Genomic DNA, 22,877 nt, shown 5'->3' on the forward strand with positions numbered 1-22,877 from the left:
TGCTCTCCCTCGGTAGATTATGCTCCAGCGTAACATCACGCGCGGGCCGCGTTAAGTGTCCCATTCTCGGGCTGCGCCGTGCAGAGGCTTGATGTCGGCGGGAAAGTCCTTTTAGCCGGCGGCATGGCACGCTCGCTTCCCGGTTTCGTCTTCATCCTCGCTCTTGCCGCCTGCTCGTCGCGGCACGAGGCGCCGAATGTCGCCGAAGGCGGCGAGCCTGTCTCCTGCGCCGTGGGCGGATCGGCGGAACTGAAACCGGTTTGCGCGGTCGAGCGGTCGGAAGAAGGGGGAACGCTCGTTCTCGTGGTCCACCACCCCGACGGCGCCTTCCGGCGTTTCACCGTCATGACGGACGGCAGCGGCCTTGCGGTTGCCGATGGGGCGCAAGTGGCGGTAACAAGGCTGGAAGGTGAACGGCTCGACGTCAGCGTCGGGGCGGACCGCTACCTGTTCCCGGTGACGAGGAAGCCCCATGCCGCAAATCCAGAGCCTGCACGCTGACCAGATTCTCACCGTTGCGCAGATGCGGCAGGCGGAAGAGGCACTGATCGCAGCAGGGTCGTCGGTCGATGCGCTGATGCAGATCGCGGGGCGGGGCGCGGCGGAATGGATCTGGCGGATCTGCGCGGGGCGCAAGGTCACTGTGCTCTGCGGTCCGGGCAACAATGGCGGTGACGGTTACGTTCTGGCCGAGGCCATCCGCGAGCGTGGCGGCCATGTCACTGTCGTTGCCGGCGCCGATCCGAAGAGCGCGGCGGCGGTCCATGCGCGAAAGCTTTATCAGGGCGCGGTGTCTGGGCCGGAGACACCTGCCGAGGGCGATGTCTTCGTCGATTGCCTCTATGGCAGCGGGCTGACCCGTCCGCTTTCGGCAGGCGACCTGGCGCTGCTCACGCGGCTAGCGAATGCACATCATCACCGGGTGGCCGTGGACCTGCCGAGCGGCGTGCAATCCGATACCGGCATGGCGCTGAATCCGTCGCTTCCGGACTATGACCTCACGATCGCGCTGGGCGCCTGGAAATACGCGCATTTCCTGATGCCTTCCGCTGCCGCCATGGGCGCGCTGCGTCTGGTGCCGATCGGCGTCGCGCCGGTGGAAGGGGCTGCATCGGCCGTGGCCAAGCCTCGCCTCGCGGCTCCGGCGGCCGACGCGCACAAGTACCGGCGCGGGCTTCTTGCGGTTGTCGGCGGAGCGATGCCCGGCGCAGCGGTGCTGGCCAGCCTTGCCGCGCAGGGCGCCGGGGCGGGCTACGTCAAACTCTTCGCGGATAGCAAGCGTAACGTCCCTGCGGACCTCGTGGTCGATCAGGGCAAGCTGGTCGATGTGCTCGTGGATGACCGCAATACCGCCGTTCTGGTAGGGCCGGGGCTGGGGCGTGACAGTCTGGCACGGGAGCGGCTCGCCATTGCCCTGGCCGATCCGGTTCCTGCGGTGATCGATGCCGATGCGCTGGTCGTGCTGACGCCGCGCCTGCTTGCCGAGCGCAAGGCCGCCATAGTGGCGACGCCGCACGAAGGCGAACTGCTGGCTCTTGAACGGGCGTTCGGCTGCGAGGGAAGCGAAAGCAAGCCCGGCCGCGCGCTGGCGCTGGCGAGGGCAGGGGGGATGGTCGTGGTGGCCAAGGGCCCTGACACCGTGATCGCCGCGCCGGACGGCCGGATCGCCTGCGCCCCCCGTGCCAGTTCCTGGCTTTCGACTGCGGGAACGGGTGACGTGCTGGCCGGGTGCATCGCCAGCCGCCTTGCTGCCGGAACCGAAGCTTTCGCGGCCGCCTGCGAGGGCGTGTGGCTTCATGGAGAGGCGGCGCGGCGCGCTTCGCCTGCCTTTACTGCCGGTCAGCTTGGACAAATGGTCCCGGCTGCGCTAGCGGCCTGCCTGTGACTACTGGAACAGAAGAAATCCTGCGCATCGCCTCCAAGGGCGATGGCGTTACCGAATCCGGCCGCTTCGCCTGGGGCGCTGCACCGGGCGACCTCCTGCACGAGGACGGCACGCTCGAATGGGGGCCGCATCATGTGCAGCCCGCCTGCCAGCATTTCGGCCGTTGCGGCGGCTGCCAGCTTCAACAGCTCGACGAGGAAAGCCTCGAACACTTCGTGGGATCGCGCGTGGCCAATGCCTCTGCCTCGCAGGAACTGGGAGCGGAAGCGATCTCGCCGCCCTACCTGTCCCCGCCGGGCGCGCGCCGCCGCGTGTCGTTGCGGGCGGAAAGCTCGGGCGGGCGCGTGGTCATCGGCTTCCGCGAGGCCAAGTCGCACCGACTGGTGGAGCTGGAAGAATGTCCGGTCATGGCGCCGGAACTGTTCGCGATCCTCGGCCCGCTTCGCAAGCTGCTCATCATGATGGGCAAGGCGGCGCCCGCCAAGAAGGGCGGTAGGCCCGGCAAGCCCGCGAAGCACCAGCAGGCGCGCATGGCCGCCGATATCGAGATGACGCTGACGGACCAGGGCGTCGATCTCGGCGTCAAGGGGCTCACCGCCGAAGGGCTCTCGGCGACCGAATCGATGCTCGATTTCTCGCGCCAGTACGGTCTCGCCCGTCTCACCATGGACGGCGGCTACGGCTTCGAGACGGTGTGGGAGCCGGAACCGGTGACGGTGAGCCTCGGCCCCGTCAAGGTCCCGTTCCCGCCGGGATCGTTCCTTCAGGCCACGCTCGACGGCGAACAGGCCCTGGTCGAAGCCGCGCGCGGCTGGCTCGAGGGCGCTGCGACGGTCGCGGACCTGTTTTCGGGGCTGGGCACCTTTGCGCTGGCGCTGGCCGGGCCGCAGACCAAGGTGCTGGCCGCAGAGGCTGCACGCGATGCCCATCTCGCCTGCAAGACCGCGGCGGACCGGGCGCAATTGCCGGTGTTCTCCGCTCACCGCGACTTGTTCCGCAATCCGCTCCAGCCCGATGAACTGAGCAAGTTCGACGCCGTCCTGCTCGATCCGCCCCGCGCCGGTGCGCGCGAGCAGGTGGATTGCATCGCCGATTCCACGGTGAACCGGGTGGTCTATATCTCGTGCAACCCGTCGAGCTGGTCCCGCGATGCCGCGCGGCTGGTGGAGGCGGGGTTCCGGCTGGTCGAACTGCGTCCGGTCGGCCAGTTCCGCTGGTCCACCCACGTCGAACTGGCGAGCTATTTCGAAAGATAGCCCGTCCGCATGGTGGCGGGGCAGGGGGCTCCCTGCCTCGCCACCTTCTTTACTCTCCCTGGGCCTTGGCCATCATGTCCATGAAGTCCCGCGCGGCGTTGCGGTCTTCCTCGTTGTCGAAGGCGACGTCGAGGTCGGGCGAGGCATTGAACAGATAGAGCAGCGACCACAGCGCGAAACGGCGGCTGCGGTCCTTTTCCATGCCAAGATCGACGCGCATCCGGTCAATCCCGGTTTCCAGCGTGCTGGGAGCGATCGTCGAAAGGTCGTCGGTGCCGAAGTAGCGGCGAAGCTGGTCGTCGAAATCCATGGCCTCGCCCTAGCAGAACCGGGGGCCGACGCGAAGGGGCGTCAGGAATCCGTACTGCGCCCGCATACATGCGCGGACACCAGCTGGTAGATCACCAGCGCCCAGCAGCTTCCGATCATCCCCACGAAGAAGGTCGACCAGCTCAGGCCCCAGTCCGCATCGAGCAGGTTGTTGGTAAGCGCCGCGAGGGTGACCACGACCAGAACGGCTTCGAGCGCAATGAAGGCCCAGCGCATCGAAATGGCGGAAAATGGTTCACTGCGGGTGCTCACGCTTTTTCTCCCGAATGTGTCTTGCCCTGTTCGCGCAAGATTAGTTCAGGTTGCGTCGTTCGTCCAGAATTTGCTTTCCGGTGCAAGTGTTTCAAAATGCGCCGATCGGCCCTGCCGGTTTTCGGGTCAGTCGGCTCCGGAAAGCACGCTGGCGAAGGCCTGGGCGTCGGTATTGCCGCCCGAGAGCACGATGGCAGTACGCTCCGCCGAAGGAGTTCTGCCGGCCAGAACCGCCGCCAGCGCCGCCGCGCCGCCGGGTTCGATAACGAGGCGCAGCTTCGCGAAGGCGAGGCGCTGCGCCGCGCGGATTTCGGCGGGGGTAACGACGAGGCCGAATGGGCAGCGCGCCCGAAGGATCTCGAAGTTGATCGGCCAGGTTCCGGGCGTCTGCAGTGCATCGCAGGGCGTGGGCGGGGCATCGGCGCCGACGCGGCAGATCGTTCCGGTTTCGAGGCTGCGGCACACGTCGTCCCAACCTTCGGGCTCGACGGGGATCACCGCCGCATCCGGCAGGGCGAGTGCGAGCCCGGCGGTCAGGCCGCCGCCGCCGCAGGGTGCCACTACCTGATCCGGAGCCGCGAGACCAAGTTCGGCCATTTGCGCGGCGATCTCGATCCCGGTGCTGCCCTGGCCTTCGATGATCCACGGGTCGCCATAGGCGTGGACGAGCGTCGCGCCCCGGGCGGCGCACAGGCGCGCCGCCACTTCGTCACGGTCCTCGCCGCCGGGCCGGTCGTAGAGCACGACCTCGGCACCCAGAGCGCGGGTGTTGGCAAGTTTCACTTCCGGCGCGTCGACCGGCATGACGATGGTGGCTTCGATGCCCAGCCTGCGTGCGGCCCAGGCGACCCCCTGCGCGTGATTGCCGCTGGAAACGCCGACGACGCCGCGCGCGCGTTCCTCTTCGGTCAGGGCGGTCAGACGGTGCCAGGCGCCGCGAATCTTGAACGCGCCGACGGGCTGCAGGCTTTCGGCCTTGCACCAGATCGTGCGGCCATCGACGTCGAGCGGCAGAAGCGGCGTTCTTGGCAGGATTTCCGAGATCTTGCGGGCAGCCATGGCAACGCCTTGGCCGGTCGGACGGTGAAGAAGGGCCTGAGTCATGCGCCCGGCCATAGCGTCAGCGGATGAGGCGCACCATCTGGTAATAGCCCAGGGCCCCGCGCTTCACCTCTACCCGCAGGCCCAGTTCTCCGGCGATCCGCGCGGCGACCATCGGCAGGTCCAGCCGGGGGCTGACGTGGAACTTCGTCAGCCACGCGAGCAGGGCTCCGCGCAGAGGGGCGGGCAGGCCGGAAAGGTCGCCGAAGTCGACGGCATGGAGCACGCCGCCGGGTGTCAGCGCATGTGCCGCCTGTCGCAGCGCGGCCTCCCATCCGGGGATCATCGAGAGCGTGTAGGACAGGATGATCCGGTCGAAGCCGGTGCGGCCGAACAGGTCACGCGGCTCGAATCGTGTGGCGTCGCCGAGCGCCAGTTGCACGTCGGGGCCCAGCCGCGCGCGGGCGGATTTCAGCATCTCGCCGGAAATGTCGAAGCCGTGGCAGGCAGCGCCGGGCCAGGCACGGGCGACCCGTTCCAGATTGCGGCCGGTGCCGCAGCCTGCTTCGAGCACGCTCATGCCGGGTTCCGCGCCCAGTTCGCGGATCAGCCGGTCCCGGCCGAACAGGTAGTATTTCCGGGTGAGGTCATAGATGTGGCGCTGGCCCCGATAGACCTTGTCCATCAGCGCGGCATGGTCCTGCGAGGTGGCGCTTCCCGTCATCGCGGATGCCTCAGCGCAGGACGTAGAGGTGGACGCCGCCATAGATGGAGGAGCGATCCCCCCGCGTGGCCGCTCGGGATTCCTCTTCGCGGTAGTCCCAGCGGGAAAGGATTTCTTCCGGCACGCGGCCCGGCAGCAGGGTGGGCTCGGCGGCAGTGCGGAAAAGCACGCGCGAACCGGCGCGCGCGGTGCGGGTGATCTCGCTCCAGAGTTCGGTGAGCTGCGCGTCGCTCATCCAGTCCTGCGCATCGAGCAGGATGTAGCGGTCGAGCGAGGCTTCGGCGCTTTCTTTCAGAACCTGCGTGAAGTTCGCATGGCGCAAGGTGAGGCGGCCAAGCCGCTCGCGCACCAAGGGAACATTGGCTTCCTGAAGATAGGGCGGCAGCGGGGCCTTGGGCTCGCGTCCGTAGCCGCGCCCGAAAGCCTGCCAGGCGAAGTAGTTGTCGTTGAGGGGGAAGTGGCAGGCCAGCTTCTCCAGCCGTGCGCGCAGCACATCGGCCATGCGGTTGCCGCCTGCCAGCGCGTCGTACTGGGCAGGCGGAATGCCGAGGCCGAAAAGCGAGGCGGGCTGGTCGGTCAGCCAGCGAACCAGCTTGCGCTCGAAGATCGGCGCCAGCCGTTCGTCGAACACGCGGCGCTGTTCCTCCAGCGTTTCGGCGCCGAGGATTTCGCTGGGGTCGATCTTGTAGAGCTTGGCGAGGACATGTGCCGCGCCGATGAAGTGGCCGAGCAGGCCCTGCTTGTAGATACCGCGCGCAAAGCCGCGGATGCGGCGACGGCCCACCAGATCGCGGCCTTCCCAGTACCGGCGGGTGGCTTCGTCGAGGTGCGGGGCAAGGCGGTCCCGATATGTCGCGACATTGCCGGGATGATCGGCCTCGGCAATGAAGCGGCGCAAGTCCGCATAGTCGGTCAGCTTGCGGATCGCGGCGATCTTGAGGCGGCCAAGAGCGATATGCGCGGTGTTGAGATCGACGCTGGTGATCGCGGCGGGATCGGCGGTCAGGTAGGACAGCGCGTTGCAGCTGCCGCTGGAGATGGTGATGATCCGGCTCTCCGGCCCGATCTGCAGCGCTTCCATATCGGCAACCGGATCTTCCCAGATCTGCGCGTAGACGAGGCCCTTGAACGCGAGCGCGAAAGCCTTGTCGAGCAGGCGGGCGGCACGGTTCGATTCGGGACGGACGACGGCCTTGCCGATGAGGTCGGACGCAGGCCTCGCGTGAGGGTGCTGGGCAGGAGGCATCGGAAATTCCTTGGCCGCGAGGGAAAGGTGTTCGCTCGCCGCATTGCCCCCGCCGGGTGACCGCGCGATGACGGGACGATGGCGGATTGTGACAGTTTTCGTTGGGTGCGCTCTTCACATCCGGGACGGGCGTGGGCCGGTGCCGCACAAAACGGCCGGATGGCCGTCTTGCCCAACTGACAGGTCGGACAAACGAATCAACGAAACTCGAAGAGTTGAGTTGTCACACAGGGCCTCTATATGCGGCTGTTCGCGAGCATCGCGTTAAGGAGACAAATTGGTGAGCAAGGTTCTGGTGATCGGCGCAGGCGGCGTCGGTTCGGTCGCGGTCCACAAGATGGCGATGAATCCCGACATCTTCTCGGACATCCACCTCGCCAGCCGCACGGTTTCCAAGTGCGAGGCGATTGCCGAATCGGTGAAGGAGCGCACCGGCGTCTCGATCAGCACTTATGCGATCGACGCCGATGACGTGGCGGCAACCAGCGAGCTGATCCGCTCGATCGGGCCGAAGCTCGTCGTCAATCTCGCGCTTCCCTACCAGGATCTCGCGATCATGGACGCGTGCCTGGCAACCGGCGTGAACTACATGGACACAGCGAACTACGAGCCCAAGGACGTGGCCAAGTTCGAGTATCACTGGCAGTGGGCCTATCAGGAGCGCTTCAAGGAAGCGGGCCTGACCGCGCTGCTCGGCTCGGGCTTCGATCCGGGCGTCACCTCGGTCTTCGCCATGTGGCTGAAGAAGCACAAGCTCAAGACCATCCGCACGCTCGACATTCTCGACTGCAACGGCGGCGATCATGGCCAGGCCTTCGCGACCAACTTCAACCCGGAAATCAACATCCGCGAAGTAACCGCGCCGGCCCGCCACTGGGAAAACGGCCAGTTCGTCGAAACCCCGGCGATGGGCGTGAAGCAGAGCTTCGACTTCGAGGCCGTCGGCCCGAAGAACATGTACATGATGTACCACGAGGAACTCGAAAGCCTTGCGAAGTTCATCCCCGAGATGGAGCGCGCGCGCTTCTGGATGACCTTCGGCGACGAGTACATCAAGCACCTCACCGTGCTGCAGAACGTCGGCATGACCCGGATCGACCCGGTGATCTACAACGGCGTGGAAATCATTCCGCTCCAGTTCCTCAAGGCCGTGCTGCCCGAGCCCAGCTCGCTCGGTTCGACCACCAAGGGCAAGACCAACATCGGCGATATCGCGACCGGCGAAGCGCTTGACGGTTCGGGCGAGAAGACGTTCTACATCAAGAACATCTGCGACCACGAAGATGCCTATGCCGAAACCGGCAACCAGGCCGTCAGCTACACCACCGGCGTTCCGGCGATGATCGGCGCCGCCATGCTGGTGACCGGCAAGTGGAGCGGTGCGGGCGTGTTCAACATGGAGCAGTTCGATCCCGACCCCTACATGGACATGCTCAACCAGCATGGCCTGCCCTGGACGGTCGAGGAACTCGACGGACCTCTGGCCTTCTGATGACGATGCTGCGGACCGTTCTCGTCGCTGCGGCCGGCGCTCTCGCGCTGGCCGGTTGCGTGCCGCAGGGCGGTCCGCAGCAGCCCGCTCAACCTGCCGGAAACGGCGAGGCCGGGCCGGGCTATTCCCGTGACATGAGCGCTGCCGACCGCACGGCCTGCGAAGGTTCGGGCGGCAGCGTGCAGCGCCGGGGACGGCTGGGCATGGAACAGTGTGTCCACGCCTTTGCCGATGCCGGGAAGCAGTGCACCGATTCCTCGCAGTGCCAGGGCAAGTGCATCGGCAGTGCCGGCGCCGCTTCTGCCGATGCCTCGGCCAGCGGCACCTGCCAGGCTGACGATCGGCTGTTCGGCTGCCATGCGGAGATCAAGGGCGGCAAGGCCGTCAATGCGATCTGCATCGACTGAGCGGGTTCGTGAACTGGACCTTCGTTGCCCCCGTGGCCATGCTCGCGGGATCCAATCTGTTCATGAACACGGCGTGGTACCTGCATCTCAAGATGCCCGGCAAGGCGCTGTGGCTGGCGATTGCCATGAGCTGGGGCATCGCATTCTTCGAATATTGCCTTGCCGTGCCGGCCAACCGGATCGGCAGCCAAGTCTACTCTCTGGGGCAGCTCAAGGTGCTTCAGGAGGCGATGTCGCTCACGGCCTTCGTGCTGGTGGCATGGCTGCTGTTCGGGCAGAAGCCGGGACTCAACGAGATCGTCGGTTTCGCTCTGGTTGGCGCAGGGGCATGGTTCATCTTCAAGGGTCCGTTTGCCTGAGGCATCCTTGAAGCTGGCGGCCGCGAAGGCCATCTGGTTGGAAATTTGGCTCGGCCGATGATGTGCGAGCCCACCGAAAAGGATTGAACTGAACATGGAAACCCGCGCCGGCGATCCGGGAGCCTTCGCTCACTTCGATCTGTCGCGAGTCGACAGTCCCAGTTTCGTGGTGGATGCCGCCAGGCTGCGCGAGAACCTGCGCGTGCTGGCCGACATCGGCGAGCGTTCGGGCGCCAAGGTGCTCTCCGCGCTCAAGGCCTTCTCGATGTGGTCCACCGCGCCGATCGTCGGCGAATACCTCGACGGCGTATGCACTTCGGGCCTGTGGGAAGCGCGGCTTGCCTCGGAATTCTACGACGGCGAGATCGCGACCTATTGCGCGGCCTACAAGGAGGAGGATCTCGACGAGATCCTGCGCCTGTCGGATCATGTGATCTTCAATTCGCCGATGCAGATCGAGCGTTTCTGGGCGCAGATCGAGAACGCCCGCGCGCGGGGCGAGGATTTCGATATCGGCCTGCGCGTCAATCCGATGCATGCCGAAGGCGAGGTTCCGCGCTACGACCCTTGCGCGCCGCACTCGCGCCTTGGCTTCCCGATCAACCAGCTCACCGAAGAGCATGTCGAGATGATCGACGGCATCCATATGCACACCTTGTGCGAGCAGGATTTCGAGCCGCTGCGCCGCACCTGGGACAAGGCGTTCGATTACCTCGAACCGTTCTTCGGCCAGTTCAAGTGGATCAACCTCGGGGGTGGCCACCACATCACCCGGTCCGACTATCAGCGCGACGAACTGGTGGAATTCCTGATCGATCTTCAGGAAGATACCGGCGCCGAGGTCTATATCGAGCCCGGCGAAGCCGTCGCGCTCGATGCCGGCATTCTCGTGGGAACCGTGCTCGACATCGGCCATAACGGCATGCCGGTGGCGGTGGTGGACGTTTCCGCCACCTGCCACATGCCCGACGTGATCGAAGCGCCCTATCGCCCGGCCATGCTGGGTGAGCGGGCGGAGAGCGAAGGCGAGCCGGTGCGTCTTGGCGGGCCGTCGTGCCTCGCGGGGGATGTGATCGGAGACTATGTCCTGCCGGTCGAGGCGGAACCGGGCGTGCGCTTCGCTTTCCTCGACCAGGCGCATTACTCGATGGTCAAGACCACCACTTTCAACGGGGTGCCGCTGCCCTCGATCTGGCTGTGGGATTCCGAAACAGACCTGCTCGAATGCACCCGCCGCTTCGATTACGAGGATTTCCGCGGCCGTCTGAGCTGAGCGCAGGCAGGCCAACTCGTCATTGTGAAAGGAGCGGTCCCGCCTTGGGGGGCCGCTCCTTTCCTTTGTTCCCGCTCTGCCGAATCCATGAAAAACGGCTCGATCCGTCCCGCGATTGCCCCGTTCGGGCTCCGATAGATCGACTCGAGAGAACCGAACCCGTGCCGTTTGCATTGTAACCGTGAAACGCGCCTTTCGGGCATTCCGTTCGCGACGGAAGTCCGGGGTGGTGATTTTCAGGTAAATGTCTGTAAAAAGACAATAAAATGAAACGGAGAGGCGGCATGGATCTTCGCGCTATCCCCTTATGTGACGTTTCCGTGAAAGGGGACTTTTTTCACTTGCGATTCAGCTTGGGAGCCCTATATCCCGCCCCTCGCTGCCCCATGGGGACTTCCAAACCGCAAGGCAGCTCTTGTTGTTAACAATTCCGTTTGGGGGTCCCTTGAGTTGCTCGAATTTCTTGACGCACCGGCTGTAGCGCGCGCTCTCGCGCCCGACGAACCCGTTATCCTGAACCGCCCGCACGCTGCTGCGCGCGCGGCCCGTTTCTTCGCCACGAAGTTTCCGGGCAAGTCGCTCTATGCGGTGAAGGCCAACCCGTCCCCCGATCTCATCAAGATTCTCTGGGCGAACGGCATCACGCATTACGACGTCGCATCGATCGGCGAAGTTCGCATGACCCGCGCGGCCCTGCCGGACGCGACCCTGTGCTTCATGCACCCGGTCAAGACCGCCAGCGCCATCCGCGAAGCCTATTTCGAACATGGCGTGCGGACCTTCAGCCTCGACACGATCGAGGAAGTCGAGAAGATCCTCGAAGCGACCACTGACGCCGACGGCAATCGCGCCGCCGACCTGCGTCTTTGCGTGCGCCTGCGCGTCTCTTCCGAATATTCGGAACTGAGCCTGGCCTCGAAGTTCGGCATCGATCTGGCTGATGCCGGCGAACTGCTTCAGGCCACCCGTCAGGTTGCCGACTGGCTGGGCGTATGCTTCCACGTCGGTTCGCAAGCGATGACGCCCTTCGCCTATGTCCAGGCGCTGGAGCGTGCGCGTGCGGCAATCGCCGACGCCGGTGTCGTCATCGACATGATCGACGTCGGTGGCGGGTTCCCCTCGGTCTATCCGGGCATGGAGCCGCCGCCGCTGGAAGACTATTTCCAGGTGATCCACCGTCACTTCGAAGCCCTGCCGATCGCCTACAACGCGGAACTGTGGTGCGAACCCGGCCGTGCGCTTTCGGCCGAGTACAGCTCGATGATCGTCAAGGTCGAGAAGCGTCGCGGTGACGAACTCTACATCAACGAGGGTGCCTATGGCGCGCTCTACGATGCGGCGCACGTTGCCTGGCGCTTCCCCGTGAAGTGCATCTCGCGCGAGACCGCCGTTGGCGGCGAGCGTTCGGAGGACCTCCAGGAATTCGCGTTCTACGGTCCGACCTGCGACGATGCCGACTTCATGGAAGGCCCGTTCATGCTCCCGGCCGATATCAAGGCGGGTGACTGGATCGAAGTGGGCATGCTCGGCGCCTACGGCGCGGCCATGCGCACGGCGTTCAACGGCTTCGGCACCGGCGAGGTGCTCGTTGCCACGGACGAGCCGATGGCGAGCCTCTACACCGGCGAGCGCAAGGACCCGCGCGTGTCGGACAACGTGGTTTCGCTGCGCTGAACCGAGCGGAAAGTTGGCAAAAAGGCCCGCCGGAACCATGTTCCGGCGGGCCTTTTTTCTTGTCCGCCCGCAGGCTCAGGCCTGGACGAACAGGTCCTTGTAGACGCGCGGCTGGCTGCGCAGGAACTGCGGCGCCGCCTTGACCTTCGCGCCGAGCGCGGCGGCTGCGTGCCAGGGCCAGCGGGGATCGTAGAGCACGGTGCGGGCAAGGCCGATCATGTCCGCCTCCCCGGTGGCGACGATGGCCTCGGCCTGCTCGGGCTCGGTGATGAGCCCCACGGCGATCACCGGCATCGAGACCGCTTCCCTGACCTTGCGCGCGAGCGGAACCTGGTAGTTCGGGCCAACGGGGATCTTCTGTCCGGCGTCGAGGCCGCCGCTGGAGACGTGATAGGCCGCGCAGCCGCGTGCCTCCAGCGCCTTGGCGAAAGCGATGCTCTGTTCGACGTCCCAGCCGCCTTCCACCCAGTCGGTACCGGAGACGCGCATCGTCACCGGCTTGTCGGCAGGGAATGCGGCGCGCACGGCGTCGTAGACCTCCAGCGGGAAGCGCATGCGGTTCTCCAGGCTGCCGCCATATTCGTCCTCGCGCCTGTTCGAGAGCGGCGAGAGGAACTGGTGGAGCAGGTAGCCGTGGGCGCCGTGGATCTGGATCGCATCGATGCCGAGCCGGTCGGCACGGCGGGCGGCATCGGCGAAGGCTTCGCGGATGCGGTCGAGACCGGCCTTGTCGAGCGCCTCGGGCGGGTTCTCATGGCCGAGGAAGGGAAGGTCGGAGGCTGATACCGTCTGCCAGCCGTTTTCGGCGTCAGGAGCGATCTGGGCGCCGCCGTCCCAGGGCTTGGCGGTGCTGGCCTTGCGACCGGCATGGGCAAGCTGGATGGCGATCGGCATGTCGGACCAGCGACGCACGCTTGCGAGGACCGTGCCCATCGCCTCCTCGGTGGTATCGTCCCACAGGCCGACATCGGCATAGGAGATGCGGCCCTCGGGGCTGACGGCGGTGGCCTCGATCGTGAGGATGCCGGCGCTGGACTGGGCGAGGTTGCCGAGATGGATCGTGTGCCAGTCGGTCATCCGGCCGTCCTCGGCGGAATACTGGCACATCGGCGCGATGACGATGCGGTTGTCGAGAGTGAGGTTGCCGATGGTGATCGGCTCGAACAGCTTGGCCATGAAAGTCCTTCTGGTCACGTCGTCGCGGGGGAGGGCGCCGGGAGAAGGGCGCGCGGGAGCGACCGGGCGAACGTGGGGTCGCGCGGGAAAATGAAAAGGGCCCCGCCGCGTTAACGGGGAGCCCCTTTCGAAAGAAAATATTGCAACCGCGAAAGCGCGCGGCGCCGTTCAGGCGGCGAGGCGCATTTCCATGCGTTCCCAGATCTCCACGAGAGCCTCGGTGAGGTTCCGCATCATCTCTTCGGTATGGGCCGGGCCGGGCGTGAAGCGCAGGCGTTCGGTGCCGCGCGGCACGGTCGGGAAATTGATCGGTTGCACATAGGCGCCGTATTCGGCGAGCAGGATGTCGCTGATCTTCTTGGCCTTCACCGGATCGCCGACCATCAGGGGCACGATGTGGGTCGTGGAGTCCATGACCGGCAGGCCCGCGTCGCGGAACATCTGCTTCATCATGGAGGCCGAGCGCTGCTGGCCCTCACGCTCGGCGCTGGAGCTCTTGAGGTGCTTCACCGAGGCGAGCACGCCTGCCACCAGCACCGGCGAAAGCGAGGTGGTGAAGATGAAGCCCGGCGCATAGGAGCGGATGCAGTCGATGATCTTCTGGTCGGCGGCGATATAGCCGCCCATCACGCCGAAGGCCTTGCCCAGCGTGCCTTCGATGATGTCGATGCGGTGGGCCGCCTCGTCACGATCGGTGATACCGCCGCCGCGCGGGCCGTACATGCCCACCGCGTGGACTTCGTCGATGTAGGTGAGGGCGTTGTACTTTTCGGCGAGGTCGCAGATCGCGTGGATCGGCGCGACGTCTCCGTCCATCGAATAGACCGACTCGAAGGCGACCAGCTTGGGCAGCGCGGGATCGGTGGCGGCCAGCAGTTCCTCGAGGTGTTCGAGGTCGTTGTGGCGCCAGACCCGCTTTTCGCAGCCCGAATTGCGGATGCCGGCGATCATCGAGGCGTGGTTGAGCTCGTCCGAGAAGATCACGCAGCCCGGCAGGAGCTTGGCGAGCGTGGAGAGCGTCGCATCGTTCGAGACATAGCCCGACGTGAACAGCAGCGCGCCTTCCTTGCCGTGCAGGTCGGCGAGTTCGCTTTCGAGTTCAATGTGATAGTGCGTATTGCCGCCGATGTTGCGCGTGCCGCCGGAGCCGGCGCCGACATCGTGCAGCGCTTCTTCCATGGCCTCGATCACCTTGGGGTGCTGGCCCATCGCAAGATAGTCGTTCGAGCACCAGACGGTGATGGGCTTCGGGCCGTTGTGGCCGGCGAAGCATCGTGCGTTCGGGTAAGCGCCCTTGTTGCGCAGGATGTCGATGAAGACACGGTAGCGACCTTCCGAATGGAGCCGCTCGATTGCCTGATCGAAGATGTGTTCGTAGTTCACCTAGGCTCTATCCTGCGTTCGCCTTGAAAGGGCTTTTACCCGTTGATGCGGGCAAATACATGATCGTTCCGGACATGACCAGTCGCTTGTCCTGCTCACCGTGATCGATCTTTCGTGAAACCTCTGAGCGCGCCGGGGACCGGGCCGGGATCGTGGCCGGGAACGATGAACATCGCGGGAGCGGCATGCTTGAGCGCGTTTATGGTCTTGAGCCAGGACACGATCCGCACCCGTTCGTCCACGTCGCCGACGGTGGAGAAGGTGCGCGCAGGCGGCCGGGCGTCCACCCAGTTCTCGTTGATCGTGGCGACGTCTCCGGTGAACAGGTACTCGCGCCCGTTTTCGAGGCGGGCGTAGACCATCATCGCGCGGTTCGGCAGCCCCTTGAGCGGGATGGCCACCACGCCGTGCGCCACGGCGTGCGGCTCGCCGTCGGAAAAGTCGGGCAAGGGGCGGGCGCCGGGCGATACCAGCGCGCGGTTGCCGCGGTGGAGCAGGTGGTCGAGCAGGACGAGCCGGAGGCCGGCCGCTTCCACATGCCGGTCGATCCGGGCCTGGGCGGCGGTGTCATAGTCCTGGAGGTGGCGTTCCTCGGCCCCTGCGGGCGTGGTGCCCGCGTCGATCATGATAGGCCCGGAATCCGGCACCGTCAGTTCGAAGGCGCGAACCGAAAGGCGGATCGGCCGCAGGCCGCCACCGGCGGCGATCTGGTTGTGAAGGACCGAGCGATAGCCGATCAGTTCCTCGTGCAGATGGGTCGGGCTGTCTCCGGGGATCTCATCGGCCAGCTGGCGCAGTTTCCCGATGGTCAGCGGCAGCGGCTTGGCGCCGGGTGCGCTGGCATCGAACTGGAACCAGTAAAGCGGCACCCCGACGAGCAGAAGCACGACGAGCAGAAACAGATTCAATCGCGGCGTCAAAACCTTCCGCCCCCCAGCAGACCGTAGCGTGCCAGCGCTTCGCCGTACGCTCCGGGAAATTCCCCTGGCCCGGTGAATAGCGCGCGGTCGGGTTCCTGGCGAGCGTATTCCTGGCCTTGCGTGAGACGCTCGATCTGCCGGGCGATTCCTTCCGCGCCATGAACGAAGCGCACCTGCGGCCCGAAGGCTTCGGTGAGTTCCTCTTCCAGCAGGGGAAAATGCGTGCAGGCCAGGACGAGCGTGTCGATATCGGCGCCGCCGGGCATGGCGCGAAGGGCTTCCGCGGCGCGCAGGATGGCGGTGCGGTCAACCGGCTCGCCGCGCAGCTTCGCTTCGGCCGCTTCGACCAGGCCGGGGCCGCCGTAGCGCAGCAATTGCTTGTCGGCGGCGAACTCTTCCTCGAGCCGGTCCACATAGGCCTGCCGCACGGTGGCCTTCGTTCCCAGCAGGCCGATCACGCCGGTCCGCGTCATGGCGGCGGCGGGCTTGATCGCCGGAACCGTGCCGACGATGGGCACTTCGAGAACCTCGCGCACCATGCCGAGAGCGATCGTCGAGGCGGTGTTGCAGGCGATGCAGACGAGGCGCGGGGCGAACCGTTCGGTCATGCGGCCCAGCAGCCCGGCAACCCGCGCGGTGATCTGCGCCTCGGTCTTGGTGCCGTAGGGAAGGCCGGCCATGTCGGCGGCGTAGATCACGGGCGCCTGAGGCAGGATCTTGCGCAGCTCGCCGAGCACGGTGAGCCCGCCCACGCCCGAATCGAACAGCAGGATCGGCGCGCCGGGTGGGGGCCCGGCGTCAGCCATTGCGGGAAGGCGGCGCGGAGCGCGACGCACTGGTATGTTCGGAAGACATCGTTTTTTCCTGGACCTTGCACCCTGTTAATCGCGGAACGGCCCAAAGAGCAATGTTCATTGCTGCAAGTCCCTTCGCCATTTCCGCGCAAGTCGCTAAGAGACGCGCATGGAATGGATTCTCGCCCTCGTCTTGGGTTACGCTCTCGGTTCGGTGCCCTTCGGCCTGCTCATCACTCGCATCGCCGGCGCCGGCGATCTACGCTCGATCGGCTCCGGGAATATCGGCGCCACCAACGTGCTGCGCACGGGGCGCAAGGGGCTTGCCGCCGCCACTCTCCTGCTCGACCTGCTGAAAGGCCTCGCCGCCGTGCTGATCGCGGCGCATTTCCTGCCGGAATGGACCTGGCTTGCGGCGCTCGGCGCCTTTATCGGACACTGCTTCCCGGTCTGGCTGCGTTTCCGGGGCGGCAAGGGCGTGGCGACCACGGCAGGCATCGCCTTTGGGCTCGCCTGGCCGGTGGGGCTGGCCTATGCCCTGACATGGATCGGCCTGCTGCTGACCGTGCGCATCTCCTCGGTGGCGGGCATGACGGCAGCGGTGGTCGCGCCCATCGCCGCGCTCGCGCTGGGGCATGGAGAGGCTTCTGCCGTGCTTGCCGTGATCGCGGCGGTGGTGCTGTTCCAGCACCGTGAGAATATCGCCCGGCTTCGCGCCGGCACCGAGCCGAAGATCGGGAGCGGCAAGAAGCCGTGAGCGAAGCCGGGGGGCAGGCTCTGGGGGAGCAAGGGCAAACGCTTTCGCAGGAGGAAGCCTTCGCGCGCATCCGGCTGCTGCGTTCCCCCAATGTCGGCCCGGTCACTTACATGCAGTTGATGGGCCGCTTCGGCGGCGCCCGGGCGGCGATAGAGGCGCTGCCGGGTCTCGCGGGCAGGGCGGGCAAGCCTTACCAGGCCGCCCCGGAGCGCGCCGTCCACGCCGAGATCGCGCAAGTCCGCAAGGCCGGCGCGCGGTACCTGTTTCACGATTCGCCTGACTATCCGGCGCTGCTCACCCATTCCGAAGGCGCGCCGCCTATCCTCACCCTTCGCGGCGACAGTGCCATGCTGTCACGCCCGTGCATCGCGGTGGTGGGCGCGCGCAACGCTTCGGCAGGTGCCGTGCGCATCGCGCGGGATTTCGCGCATGGACTGGCGGAGGCCGGTTTCACGGTCGTCTCCGGACTGGCGCGCGGGATAGACGGCGCGGCGCACGAGGGTTCTCTCGCGTCGGGGGCGCCGGGCGGAACGGTAGGCGTGATCGCCAGCGGCATCGACATCGCCTATCCCCCGCAACATGCCGCCTTGCAGGAACGGGTCGCCCGGGAAGGCCTGATGCTGGCTGAGCAGCCGCCCGGAACCGAACCGCTGGCCCGCCATTTCCCGACCCGCAACCGCATCATCGCCGGGCTTGCTGCCGGAACGCTGGTGGTGGAGGCCGCGCCGAAATCCGGTTCGCTCATCACCGCAAGGCTGGCGGGCGAGATGGGCCGGGAAGTCATGGCCGTTCCCGGATCGCCGCTCGATCCGCGTTCCCATGGCTGCAACCAGCTCATCCGTGACGGCGCGATGCTCGTGCAGTCGGTGGAGGATGTGATCGAGCTGTTGTCGGGCTTCGACGGCTTGCCGCGCAGCAGCTTTCGCGAAGTCTCGGCAGCATGGCATGCCGTTTCCGACGTGGATCTCGGCGCCCCGCCGGCCGATCTGGACGGGGATATCGAGAACCTTCTGACAACCGCTCCGGTGACGGTGGACGAACTGATCCGGCAATCGGGCGCCGGCGCGGCTTCGGTCCAGTTGGCCTTGTTGGAACTCGAGATCGGCGGGCGCCTGCTGCGCCATGCTGGCGGAAGGGTCAGCCTCGGGTAAAGGGCGCGGTCGCTTAGGGTGCCCAGCGGTTTTCGCGAATCCAGCGGTTGTAGAGCAGCTTCGTGCCCCGGGTGACGGGGAGGCCGGCATGTTCGGTGAGGGTATCGAGGCTGCGGTCCGGCAGCGCATTGCGGAACAGCACGGCGTCGCCGACACGGCCTTTCAGTTGCAGGCCGGTCTTGAGGAAGGCGGTCTCTCCGCCTTCATAACCGTCGTTCAGCCAGACCAACACGGTGGTGACGCGCTGGTTGGGGGAGGCTTGCACGAAATCGTAATGCGGTCGGTATTGCTGGCCATCGCGGTAGCGCAGCACTTGCGCCGCTTCGCCGTTCTCTGGAGGGAGCCCGGCAAGCGCGGCGATGCGGCGGTTCAGGGCATGGATCGCAGGGTCTTCGAGCAGCCAGTGCAGGACCGAGCCATCGGAAGAGCGGATCGGGTCCCGCACCAGCTCGCGTTGCCGATTGTAGACCATGGAGGGCTGGAAGCTGCTGGACGCCAGGGCGCTGACGTAATCACATTCTTCCCGTGTGAAGAGCTTCCGGAACACCTGCACGAACGGAGCGGAGCTCGCCTGTTCCGCTATGGCTTGCCCAACCGGGTTACCCTCCGCGTCGAGCTTCATGGAGCCGATCAGGTCCAGGGCCTTGCGGCGGGGCGCGATCTTCGTTGCCTCGAGCCGGAGCCGGGCAAGGGCGGCCTGCCAGTCCCTGCGCCCGGCCACGCCGTTCGCCAGGAGATTGGTCGCGAAAACATGGGCATCCGCATCGCCGCGCAGGGAGGCAAGTTCGAAGAGGCGCCGGGCATCGACGGGATCCTGCTCGATATCGCCGCCCCAGCGCATGATCCCCAGCGTGTATATCGCGCGTGCCAGCCCTCCGACGGCAAGGCGCTGGATGATCGTCAGGCCTTCGGTCTTGCGGCCTTGCGTGAACAGGGCGATGCCGTGATCCAGTTCCGTCTGTGCCATGGTGTCGGTATTCTGCATGGCGCCGGTATGGCAAACTTGCGAAAAGCCTGCCAGTGGCCCTGATTATGCAAAAGCGCTGTCGCGGCGGCGGCAGTATCGCTTCACGGCTATTGCGCCGCGGAGAAGGATCGGTAACGCGTTGATGCTATTGGGCTGCGGACAGGGATCGGGGGAGCACGCGAATGAAGATCAGCTTTGGAGATATCACGGGAGAGGCCTTCGCCATCCTGCGGGAGCATAAGGCACTGATCATCCCGCTGGTGGCGGCGATGACGGCGGGGTTTGCCGTGATGGACCTCGTTTCCGACAAGCTCGGCAACTTCAGCGGCATCATTTCGAGCGTTTTCGTCCAGTATATCTTCCTTGAGCAAGTGCTCTCCGTACGTTCGGAGCGGCGGCGGTTCGGATCGATGCTCGGCGCCAGTATGCTGGCGGGGCTGGGTATCATCGTCGGTCTGATATTCCTCGTGCTGCCGGGATTGTTCCTTGCCGTGCGGTGGGCGCTGGCGCCGGCCTATGTGGTGACCGAAGGGCAGCGGGCTTCGGAATCGCTGTCGTCGAGCTGGGATGCGACACGGGAAAACTGGCTTCCGCTGATGCTCGTCTATCTGGTCCTGGCGGTGCCTTCGCTGGTCATTCTGGTGGGCATCGGCTTCTCGCTCGGATTTTCTGGAGCGACGCCGGGCTGGGTCGAGACAGTGCTGCTCAACCTGATGGTTACCGTGTTCACGGTGGGCAACTGGGCCATCGTGGCGGCAGCCTTCCGCCTGCTGGGCGAGCGCCGCGACGATCTGGAATCGCTTTTCGCCTGAACCGGGCGGAATGTCGGGCGCCGAATCTCCGCGCTTGACGAAGCCCTCAATCGCTTCCCACCCTATGCGTACACGTATATGCGCACGCGTAAGGGCGCATTGGCGCTTAGGGGCACACAGAGTCTAAAAGTATGCAGCTAGTCATCGTAGAATCGCCGGCCAAGGCGAAGACCATCGAGAAGTACCTCGGCAAGGACTACAAGGTTCTCGCCAGCTACGGCCATGTCCGCGACCTTCCGCCCAAGGACGGCTCCGTCCGTCCGGACGAGGGTTTCGAGATGGACTGGGAGCTCTACGGCGACAAGCAGAAGCAGGTGAAGGCGATCGCCGATGCCGCCAAGGGGGCCGATCGCCTGATCCTCGCGACTGACCCTGATCGCGAGGGCGAGGCGATTTCGTGGCACGTGCGCGAGCTGCTGGCCAAGCGCCGGGTGCTGCCCAAGGACGTGCAGCGCGTCACTTTCAACGCCATCACCAAGGAAACCGTCACCAAGGCGATGACCCAGCCGCGCGAGCTGGACCAGGACCTGATCGATGCCTACCTCGCCCGCCGCGCGCTGGACTATCTGTTCGGCTTCACGCTGTCGCCGGTGCTCTGGCGCAAGCTGCCGGGCGCCAAGTCGGCCGGCCGCGTGCAGTCGGTGGCGCTGCGCCTGATCGTCGATCGCGAACGCGAGATCGAGGCGTTCAAGCCGCAGGAGTACTGGTCGGTCGCGGCGCAGATGGCGCATGACGGCACGGACTTCACCGCCAAGCTCGTGGCGTTCGAGGGCAAGAAGCTCGACCGCCTGAGCATCGGCGAGGAAGGCACCGCGATGCGTGCCAAGGCCGCCGTCGAAAGCGGCGCCTTCAAGGTCGAGTCGGTCGAGACCAAGCCGCACAAACGCAACCCGCAGCCGCCGTTCACCACTTCGACGCTGCAGCAGGAGGCGGCACGCAAGCTCGGCTTCTCGGCCAGCCAGACGATGCGCGTGGCGCAGACGCTCTACGAGGCGGGCGCCATCACCTACATGCGTACCGACGGCGTGCAGATGGACCCGAGCGCGATTTCCGCCGCACGTGCCGCGATCACGGACCGTTTCTCGGGGCACTACCTGCCCGAGCAGCCGCGCATCTACCAGACCAAGGCCAAGAACGCGCAGGAAGCGCACGAGGCCATCCGTCCGACCGAGTTCACCCGCGACCGCTTCGGCTCGGGCGATGAGGCGCGCCTTTACGACCTGATCTTCAAGCGCGCCATGGCCAGCCAGATGGCTTCGGCCGCGCTGGAGAGGACCACCGTTACCTTGCGGGACGGCACCGGCCAGCACGAGCTGCGCGCTTCGGGCCAGGTCGTGAAGTTCCCGGGCTTCCTCGCGGTCTACGAGGAAGGGCAGGACAACAAGTCCGACGATGAGGAAGGCGGCCTGCTGCCGTTCATGAAGTCGGGCGACATGCCCGCCAAGAAGGACGTCACCGCCGAACAGCACTTCACCCAGCCGCCGCCGCGCTTCTCGGAAGCGAGCCTGGTCAAGCGTCTGGAAGAACTGGGCATCGGCCGTCCTTCGACTTATGCGGCGACGATCCAGGTCATCAAGGATCGCAACTACGTCCGCACCGAGAAAAACCGTTTCTTTGCAGAGGAATCGGGCCGACTTCTCACATCGTTCCTCGAACGCTTCTTCCAGCGCTATGTCGCCTATGACTTCACGGCGGGCATGGAGGACGAACTCGATAACGTCTCCGGCGGCCGTCAGGAATGGAAGGCGCTGCTCGAAGCCTTCTGGCGTGACTTCAAGCCGAAGTCGGATGAGGTCATGGAGAAGAAGCCCTCGGAAGTGACTGAGGCGCTTGACGAATTCCTGTCCGATTACCTCTTCCCGCCGAAGGCCGACGGCACCGATCCGCGCCTTTGCCCCAAGTGCGGCGAAGGCCGCCTGTCGCTGCGCGGCGGGCGTTATGGTGCCTTCGTCGCCTGCTCGAACTATCCGGAGTGCAAGTTCACGCGCAAGTTCGCGCAGCCCGGCGGCAGTGCCGAGGGCGGCGACGACGAGGTGCTGGGCCAGGACCCCGAGACCGGGCTCGAGATCGTCCGCCGCACCGGCCGGTTCGGACCTTACATCCAGCTCGGCGAGGGCAAGGAAGCCAAGCGCGCGTCGATCCCCAAGGACATCGACGAATTGACGCTGGAGTGGGGGATCAAGCTGCTCAGCTTGCCGCGTACCATCGGCCCGCACCCGGAAACCGGCAACGACATCACCGCCAGCATCGGCCGCTACGGTCCCTATCTGGCGCATAACGGCAAGTATGCCCGCCTGCGTTCGACCGCCGAAGTGTTCGAGACGGGTATGAACATGGCCGTCACCAAGCTTGCCGAAGCGGCGGCGGGCGCCGGTGCGCGCGGTTCGCGTGCCGCGGCAGAGCCGATCAAGGTGCTGGGCGCTCACCCGACTTCGGGCGGCGAGATCAAGGTGCTGGCGGGCCGTTACGGTCCCTACGTCACCGACGGCACCACCAACGCCACCCTCCCGCGTGACCAGAAGCCGGAAGATCTGACCGCCGAGCAGGCGATCGTGTTGATCGATGAAAAGGCCGCCAAGGGGCCGGCCAAGGGCAAGAAGAAGGCAGCGCCGAAGAAGGCCGCCGCCAAGAAGGCTCCGGCCAAGAAGGCTCCGGCCAAGAAGGCTCCGGCTAAGAAGGCTGCCGCGAAGGACGACGGAGAAAAGCCCGCCGCCGCGAAGAAGCCTGCTGCAAAGAAGCCTGCCGCCAAAAAGACAGCTGCCAAGGCTCCGGCCAAGGCCAAGAAGGAAGCCGCGGAATGAGCGACAAGATCGCCAAGCACAAGCAGCCCTGGAAGCCGGAGGAACTGCAGAAGCTCCAGGTTCTCGCCGGAAAGGGCAAGGGCCTGAAGGAAATCGCCAAGGCCCTCAACCGCACCGAGGAATCGACCAAGGATGCCGCGCGCCAGCACGGCATCGCCGTCGCCAAGGCGCGCTGAG

Annotated in this window: 23 protein-coding genes; 13 read left to right on the forward strand and 10 right to left on the reverse strand. The window is 65.8% G+C overall.

What is annotated here, in order from left to right; genetic code table 11:
- The first annotated feature begins 123 nt into the window (after positions 1-123).
- Genes ACXJ16_RS02960 through ACXJ16_RS02970 form a run of 3 tightly spaced genes read left to right on the forward strand, consistent with a single transcriptional unit; the run spans position 124 to position 3,141 of the window.
- The gene (locus tag ACXJ16_RS02960; protein WP_463921211.1) at positions 124-501 is read left to right on the forward strand and encodes a hypothetical protein; all 378 of its coding nucleotides are present in this window, start codon (positions 124-126) and stop codon (positions 499-501) included.
- Positions 473-1,885: an NAD(P)H-hydrate epimerase gene (locus tag ACXJ16_RS02965; RefSeq protein ID WP_463921212.1), complete on the forward strand. Its 1,413-nt coding sequence runs from the start codon at positions 473-475 to the stop codon at positions 1,883-1,885. Before ACXJ16_RS02960 ends, ACXJ16_RS02965 begins: the two co-directional genes overlap by 29 nt.
- The gene (locus ACXJ16_RS02970; protein ID WP_054440828.1) at positions 1,882-3,141 is read left to right on the forward strand and encodes a class I SAM-dependent RNA methyltransferase; all 1,260 of its coding nucleotides are present in this window, start codon (positions 1,882-1,884) and stop codon (positions 3,139-3,141) included. Before ACXJ16_RS02965 ends, ACXJ16_RS02970 begins: the two co-directional genes overlap by 4 nt.
- A 49-nt stretch (positions 3,142-3,190) precedes the next feature.
- On the opposite strand, the gene ACXJ16_RS02975 is transcribed toward ACXJ16_RS02970, so the two are convergent.
- From ACXJ16_RS02975 to ACXJ16_RS02995, 5 genes are all read right to left on the reverse strand, one after another.
- The gene (locus ACXJ16_RS02975) at positions 3,191-3,451 is read right to left on the reverse strand and encodes a hypothetical protein (RefSeq protein ID WP_054440830.1); all 261 of its coding nucleotides are present in this window, start codon (positions 3,449-3,451) and stop codon (positions 3,191-3,193) included.
- 41 nt (positions 3,452-3,492) lie between these two features.
- Complete coding sequence (locus ACXJ16_RS02980) at positions 3,493-3,723, reverse strand: hypothetical protein (RefSeq protein ID WP_463921213.1); 231 nt, start codon at positions 3,721-3,723, stop codon at positions 3,493-3,495.
- A gap of 126 nt (positions 3,724-3,849) precedes the next feature.
- Positions 3,850-4,827 carry a threonine ammonia-lyase gene (locus ACXJ16_RS02985; RefSeq protein ID WP_463921215.1) on the reverse strand — a complete coding sequence of 326 codons (978 nt, stop codon included), beginning with the start codon at positions 4,825-4,827 and terminating at the stop codon, positions 3,850-3,852.
- Between the two features lie 16 nt (positions 4,828-4,843).
- On the reverse strand, positions 4,844-5,488 hold the full coding sequence (locus ACXJ16_RS02990; protein WP_463921217.1) for a class I SAM-dependent methyltransferase: 645 nt from the start codon (positions 5,486-5,488) through the stop codon (positions 4,844-4,846).
- Between the two features lie 10 nt (positions 5,489-5,498).
- Positions 5,499-6,734, reverse strand: coding sequence for a BtaA family protein (locus ACXJ16_RS02995; RefSeq protein WP_054440836.1), 1,236 nt, complete (start codon positions 6,732-6,734; stop codon positions 5,499-5,501).
- Positions 6,735-7,014: 280 nt separating this feature from the next.
- Here ACXJ16_RS02995 and ACXJ16_RS03000 point away from each other — a divergent pair, with 280 nt between their 5' ends.
- From ACXJ16_RS03000 to ACXJ16_RS03020, 5 genes are all read left to right on the forward strand, one after another.
- Complete coding sequence (locus ACXJ16_RS03000) at positions 7,015-8,226, forward strand: saccharopine dehydrogenase family protein (protein ID WP_185997111.1); 1,212 nt, start codon at positions 7,015-7,017, stop codon at positions 8,224-8,226.
- Entirely contained in the window at positions 8,226-8,633 is a 408-nt protein-coding gene (locus ACXJ16_RS03005) for a hypothetical protein (RefSeq protein ID WP_054440839.1), read from the forward strand. The genes ACXJ16_RS03000 and ACXJ16_RS03005 overlap by 1 nt, the downstream gene beginning before the upstream one ends.
- An 8-nt stretch (positions 8,634-8,641) precedes the next feature.
- On the forward strand, positions 8,642-8,992 hold the full coding sequence (locus ACXJ16_RS03010; RefSeq protein ID WP_054440842.1) for a DMT family protein: 351 nt from the start codon (positions 8,642-8,644) through the stop codon (positions 8,990-8,992).
- A gap of 94 nt (positions 8,993-9,086) precedes the next feature.
- Positions 9,087-10,265, forward strand: coding sequence for a carboxynorspermidine decarboxylase (locus ACXJ16_RS03015; RefSeq protein WP_463921219.1), 1,179 nt, complete (start codon positions 9,087-9,089; stop codon positions 10,263-10,265).
- A 450-nt stretch (positions 10,266-10,715) separates the two neighbouring features.
- The gene (locus ACXJ16_RS03020; RefSeq protein ID WP_185997113.1) at positions 10,716-11,939 is read left to right on the forward strand and encodes a type III PLP-dependent enzyme; all 1,224 of its coding nucleotides are present in this window, start codon (positions 10,716-10,718) and stop codon (positions 11,937-11,939) included.
- Positions 11,940-12,014: 75 nt separating this feature from the next.
- Here ACXJ16_RS03020 and ACXJ16_RS03025 read toward each other — a convergent pair whose 3' ends face one another.
- The 4 genes from ACXJ16_RS03025 to murI form a co-directional block, all read right to left on the reverse strand.
- The gene (locus ACXJ16_RS03025; RefSeq protein WP_463921220.1) at positions 12,015-13,115 is read right to left on the reverse strand and encodes an NADH:flavin oxidoreductase/NADH oxidase; all 1,101 of its coding nucleotides are present in this window, start codon (positions 13,113-13,115) and stop codon (positions 12,015-12,017) included.
- Positions 13,116-13,283: 168 nt separating this feature from the next.
- Positions 13,284-14,498, reverse strand: a complete 1,215-nt coding sequence (hemA, locus tag ACXJ16_RS03030) for a 5-aminolevulinate synthase (protein WP_054440846.1) — start codon at positions 14,496-14,498, stop codon at positions 13,284-13,286.
- Positions 14,499-14,593: 95 nt separating this feature from the next.
- A complete protein-coding gene (locus ACXJ16_RS03035) occupies positions 14,594-15,406 on the reverse strand; it encodes an MBL fold metallo-hydrolase (RefSeq protein WP_324695820.1) in 813 nt (270 codons plus the stop codon).
- 8 nt (positions 15,407-15,414) lie between these two features.
- Positions 15,415-16,224 carry a glutamate racemase gene (gene murI, locus ACXJ16_RS03040; RefSeq protein ID WP_463921222.1) on the reverse strand — a complete coding sequence of 270 codons (810 nt, stop codon included), beginning with the start codon at positions 16,222-16,224 and terminating at the stop codon, positions 15,415-15,417.
- A 157-nt stretch (positions 16,225-16,381) separates the two neighbouring features.
- On the opposite strand from murI, the gene plsY reads away from it, so the two are divergent.
- Together plsY and dprA are read left to right on the forward strand one after the other, a co-directional pair.
- Positions 16,382-16,969: a glycerol-3-phosphate 1-O-acyltransferase PlsY gene (plsY, locus tag ACXJ16_RS03045; RefSeq protein ID WP_132468970.1), complete on the forward strand. Its 588-nt coding sequence runs from the start codon at positions 16,382-16,384 to the stop codon at positions 16,967-16,969.
- Entirely contained in the window at positions 16,966-18,120 is a 1,155-nt protein-coding gene (gene dprA, locus ACXJ16_RS03050) for a DNA-processing protein DprA (RefSeq protein WP_463921223.1), read from the forward strand. Before plsY ends, dprA begins: the two co-directional genes overlap by 4 nt.
- A gap of 13 nt (positions 18,121-18,133) precedes the next feature.
- Here dprA and ACXJ16_RS03055 read toward each other — a convergent pair whose 3' ends face one another.
- Positions 18,134-19,105, reverse strand: a complete 972-nt coding sequence (locus tag ACXJ16_RS03055; RefSeq protein ID WP_463921225.1) for a 2OG-Fe(II) oxygenase — start codon at positions 19,103-19,105, stop codon at positions 18,134-18,136.
- Positions 19,106-19,269: 164 nt separating this feature from the next.
- On the opposite strand from ACXJ16_RS03055, the gene ACXJ16_RS03060 reads away from it, so the two are divergent.
- The 3 genes from ACXJ16_RS03060 to ACXJ16_RS03070 all read left to right on the forward strand — a co-directional run bounded on the left by ACXJ16_RS03060 (position 19,270) and on the right by ACXJ16_RS03070 (position 22,876).
- Positions 19,270-19,899 (forward strand): DUF7847 domain-containing protein, encoded by a 630-nt coding sequence (locus ACXJ16_RS03060; protein WP_463921226.1) that lies wholly within the window; start codon positions 19,270-19,272, stop codon positions 19,897-19,899.
- Positions 19,900-20,030: 131 nt separating this feature from the next.
- Positions 20,031-22,700 carry a type I DNA topoisomerase gene (gene topA / locus ACXJ16_RS03065; RefSeq protein ID WP_463921227.1) on the forward strand — a complete coding sequence of 890 codons (2,670 nt, stop codon included), beginning with the start codon at positions 20,031-20,033 and terminating at the stop codon, positions 22,698-22,700.
- Positions 22,697-22,876: a hypothetical protein gene (locus tag ACXJ16_RS03070; RefSeq protein WP_054440854.1), complete on the forward strand. Its 180-nt coding sequence runs from the start codon at positions 22,697-22,699 to the stop codon at positions 22,874-22,876. The genes topA and ACXJ16_RS03070 overlap by 4 nt, the downstream gene beginning before the upstream one ends.
- Position 22,877: the final 1 nt, after the last annotated feature.

The sequence above is a fragment of the Novosphingobium sp. TK71 genome (assembly GCF_055361505.1).

Bases quoted from the DNA above. Each gene is read 5' to 3' on its own strand.
- ACXJ16_RS02960 (WP_463921211.1), top strand. From the start codon at position 124: ATGGCACGCTCGCTTCCCGGTTTCGTCTTCATCCTCGCTCTTGCCGCC.
- ACXJ16_RS02965 (WP_463921212.1), top strand. From the start codon at position 473: ATGCCGCAAATCCAGAGCCTGCACGCTGACCAGATTCTCACCGTTGCG.
- ACXJ16_RS02975 (WP_054440830.1), bottom strand. From the start codon at position 3,451: ATGGATTTCGACGACCAGCTTCGCCGCTACTTCGGCACCGACGACCTT.
- ACXJ16_RS02985 (WP_463921215.1), bottom strand. From the start codon at position 4,827: ATGACTCAGGCCCTTCTTCACCGTCCGACCGGCCAAGGCGTTGCCATG.
- ACXJ16_RS02990 (WP_463921217.1), bottom strand. From the start codon at position 5,488: ATGACGGGAAGCGCCACCTCGCAGGACCATGCCGCGCTGATGGACAAG.
- ACXJ16_RS02995 (WP_054440836.1), bottom strand. From the start codon at position 6,734: ATGCCTCCTGCCCAGCACCCTCACGCGAGGCCTGCGTCCGACCTCATC.
- ACXJ16_RS03005 (WP_054440839.1), top strand. From the start codon at position 8,226: ATGACGATGCTGCGGACCGTTCTCGTCGCTGCGGCCGGCGCTCTCGCG.
- ACXJ16_RS03015 (WP_463921219.1), top strand. From the start codon at position 9,087: ATGGAAACCCGCGCCGGCGATCCGGGAGCCTTCGCTCACTTCGATCTG.
- ACXJ16_RS03025 (WP_463921220.1), bottom strand. From the start codon at position 13,115: ATGGCCAAGCTGTTCGAGCCGATCACCATCGGCAACCTCACTCTCGAC.
- murI (WP_463921222.1), bottom strand. From the start codon at position 16,224: ATGGCTGACGCCGGGCCCCCACCCGGCGCGCCGATCCTGCTGTTCGAT.
- plsY (WP_132468970.1), top strand. From the start codon at position 16,382: ATGGAATGGATTCTCGCCCTCGTCTTGGGTTACGCTCTCGGTTCGGTG.
- ACXJ16_RS03055 (WP_463921225.1), bottom strand. From the start codon at position 19,105: ATGCAGAATACCGACACCATGGCACAGACGGAACTGGATCACGGCATC.
- ACXJ16_RS03060 (WP_463921226.1), top strand. From the start codon at position 19,270: ATGAAGATCAGCTTTGGAGATATCACGGGAGAGGCCTTCGCCATCCTG.
- topA (WP_463921227.1), top strand. From the start codon at position 20,031: ATGCAGCTAGTCATCGTAGAATCGCCGGCCAAGGCGAAGACCATCGAG.
- ACXJ16_RS03070 (WP_054440854.1), top strand. From the start codon at position 22,697: ATGAGCGACAAGATCGCCAAGCACAAGCAGCCCTGGAAGCCGGAGGAA.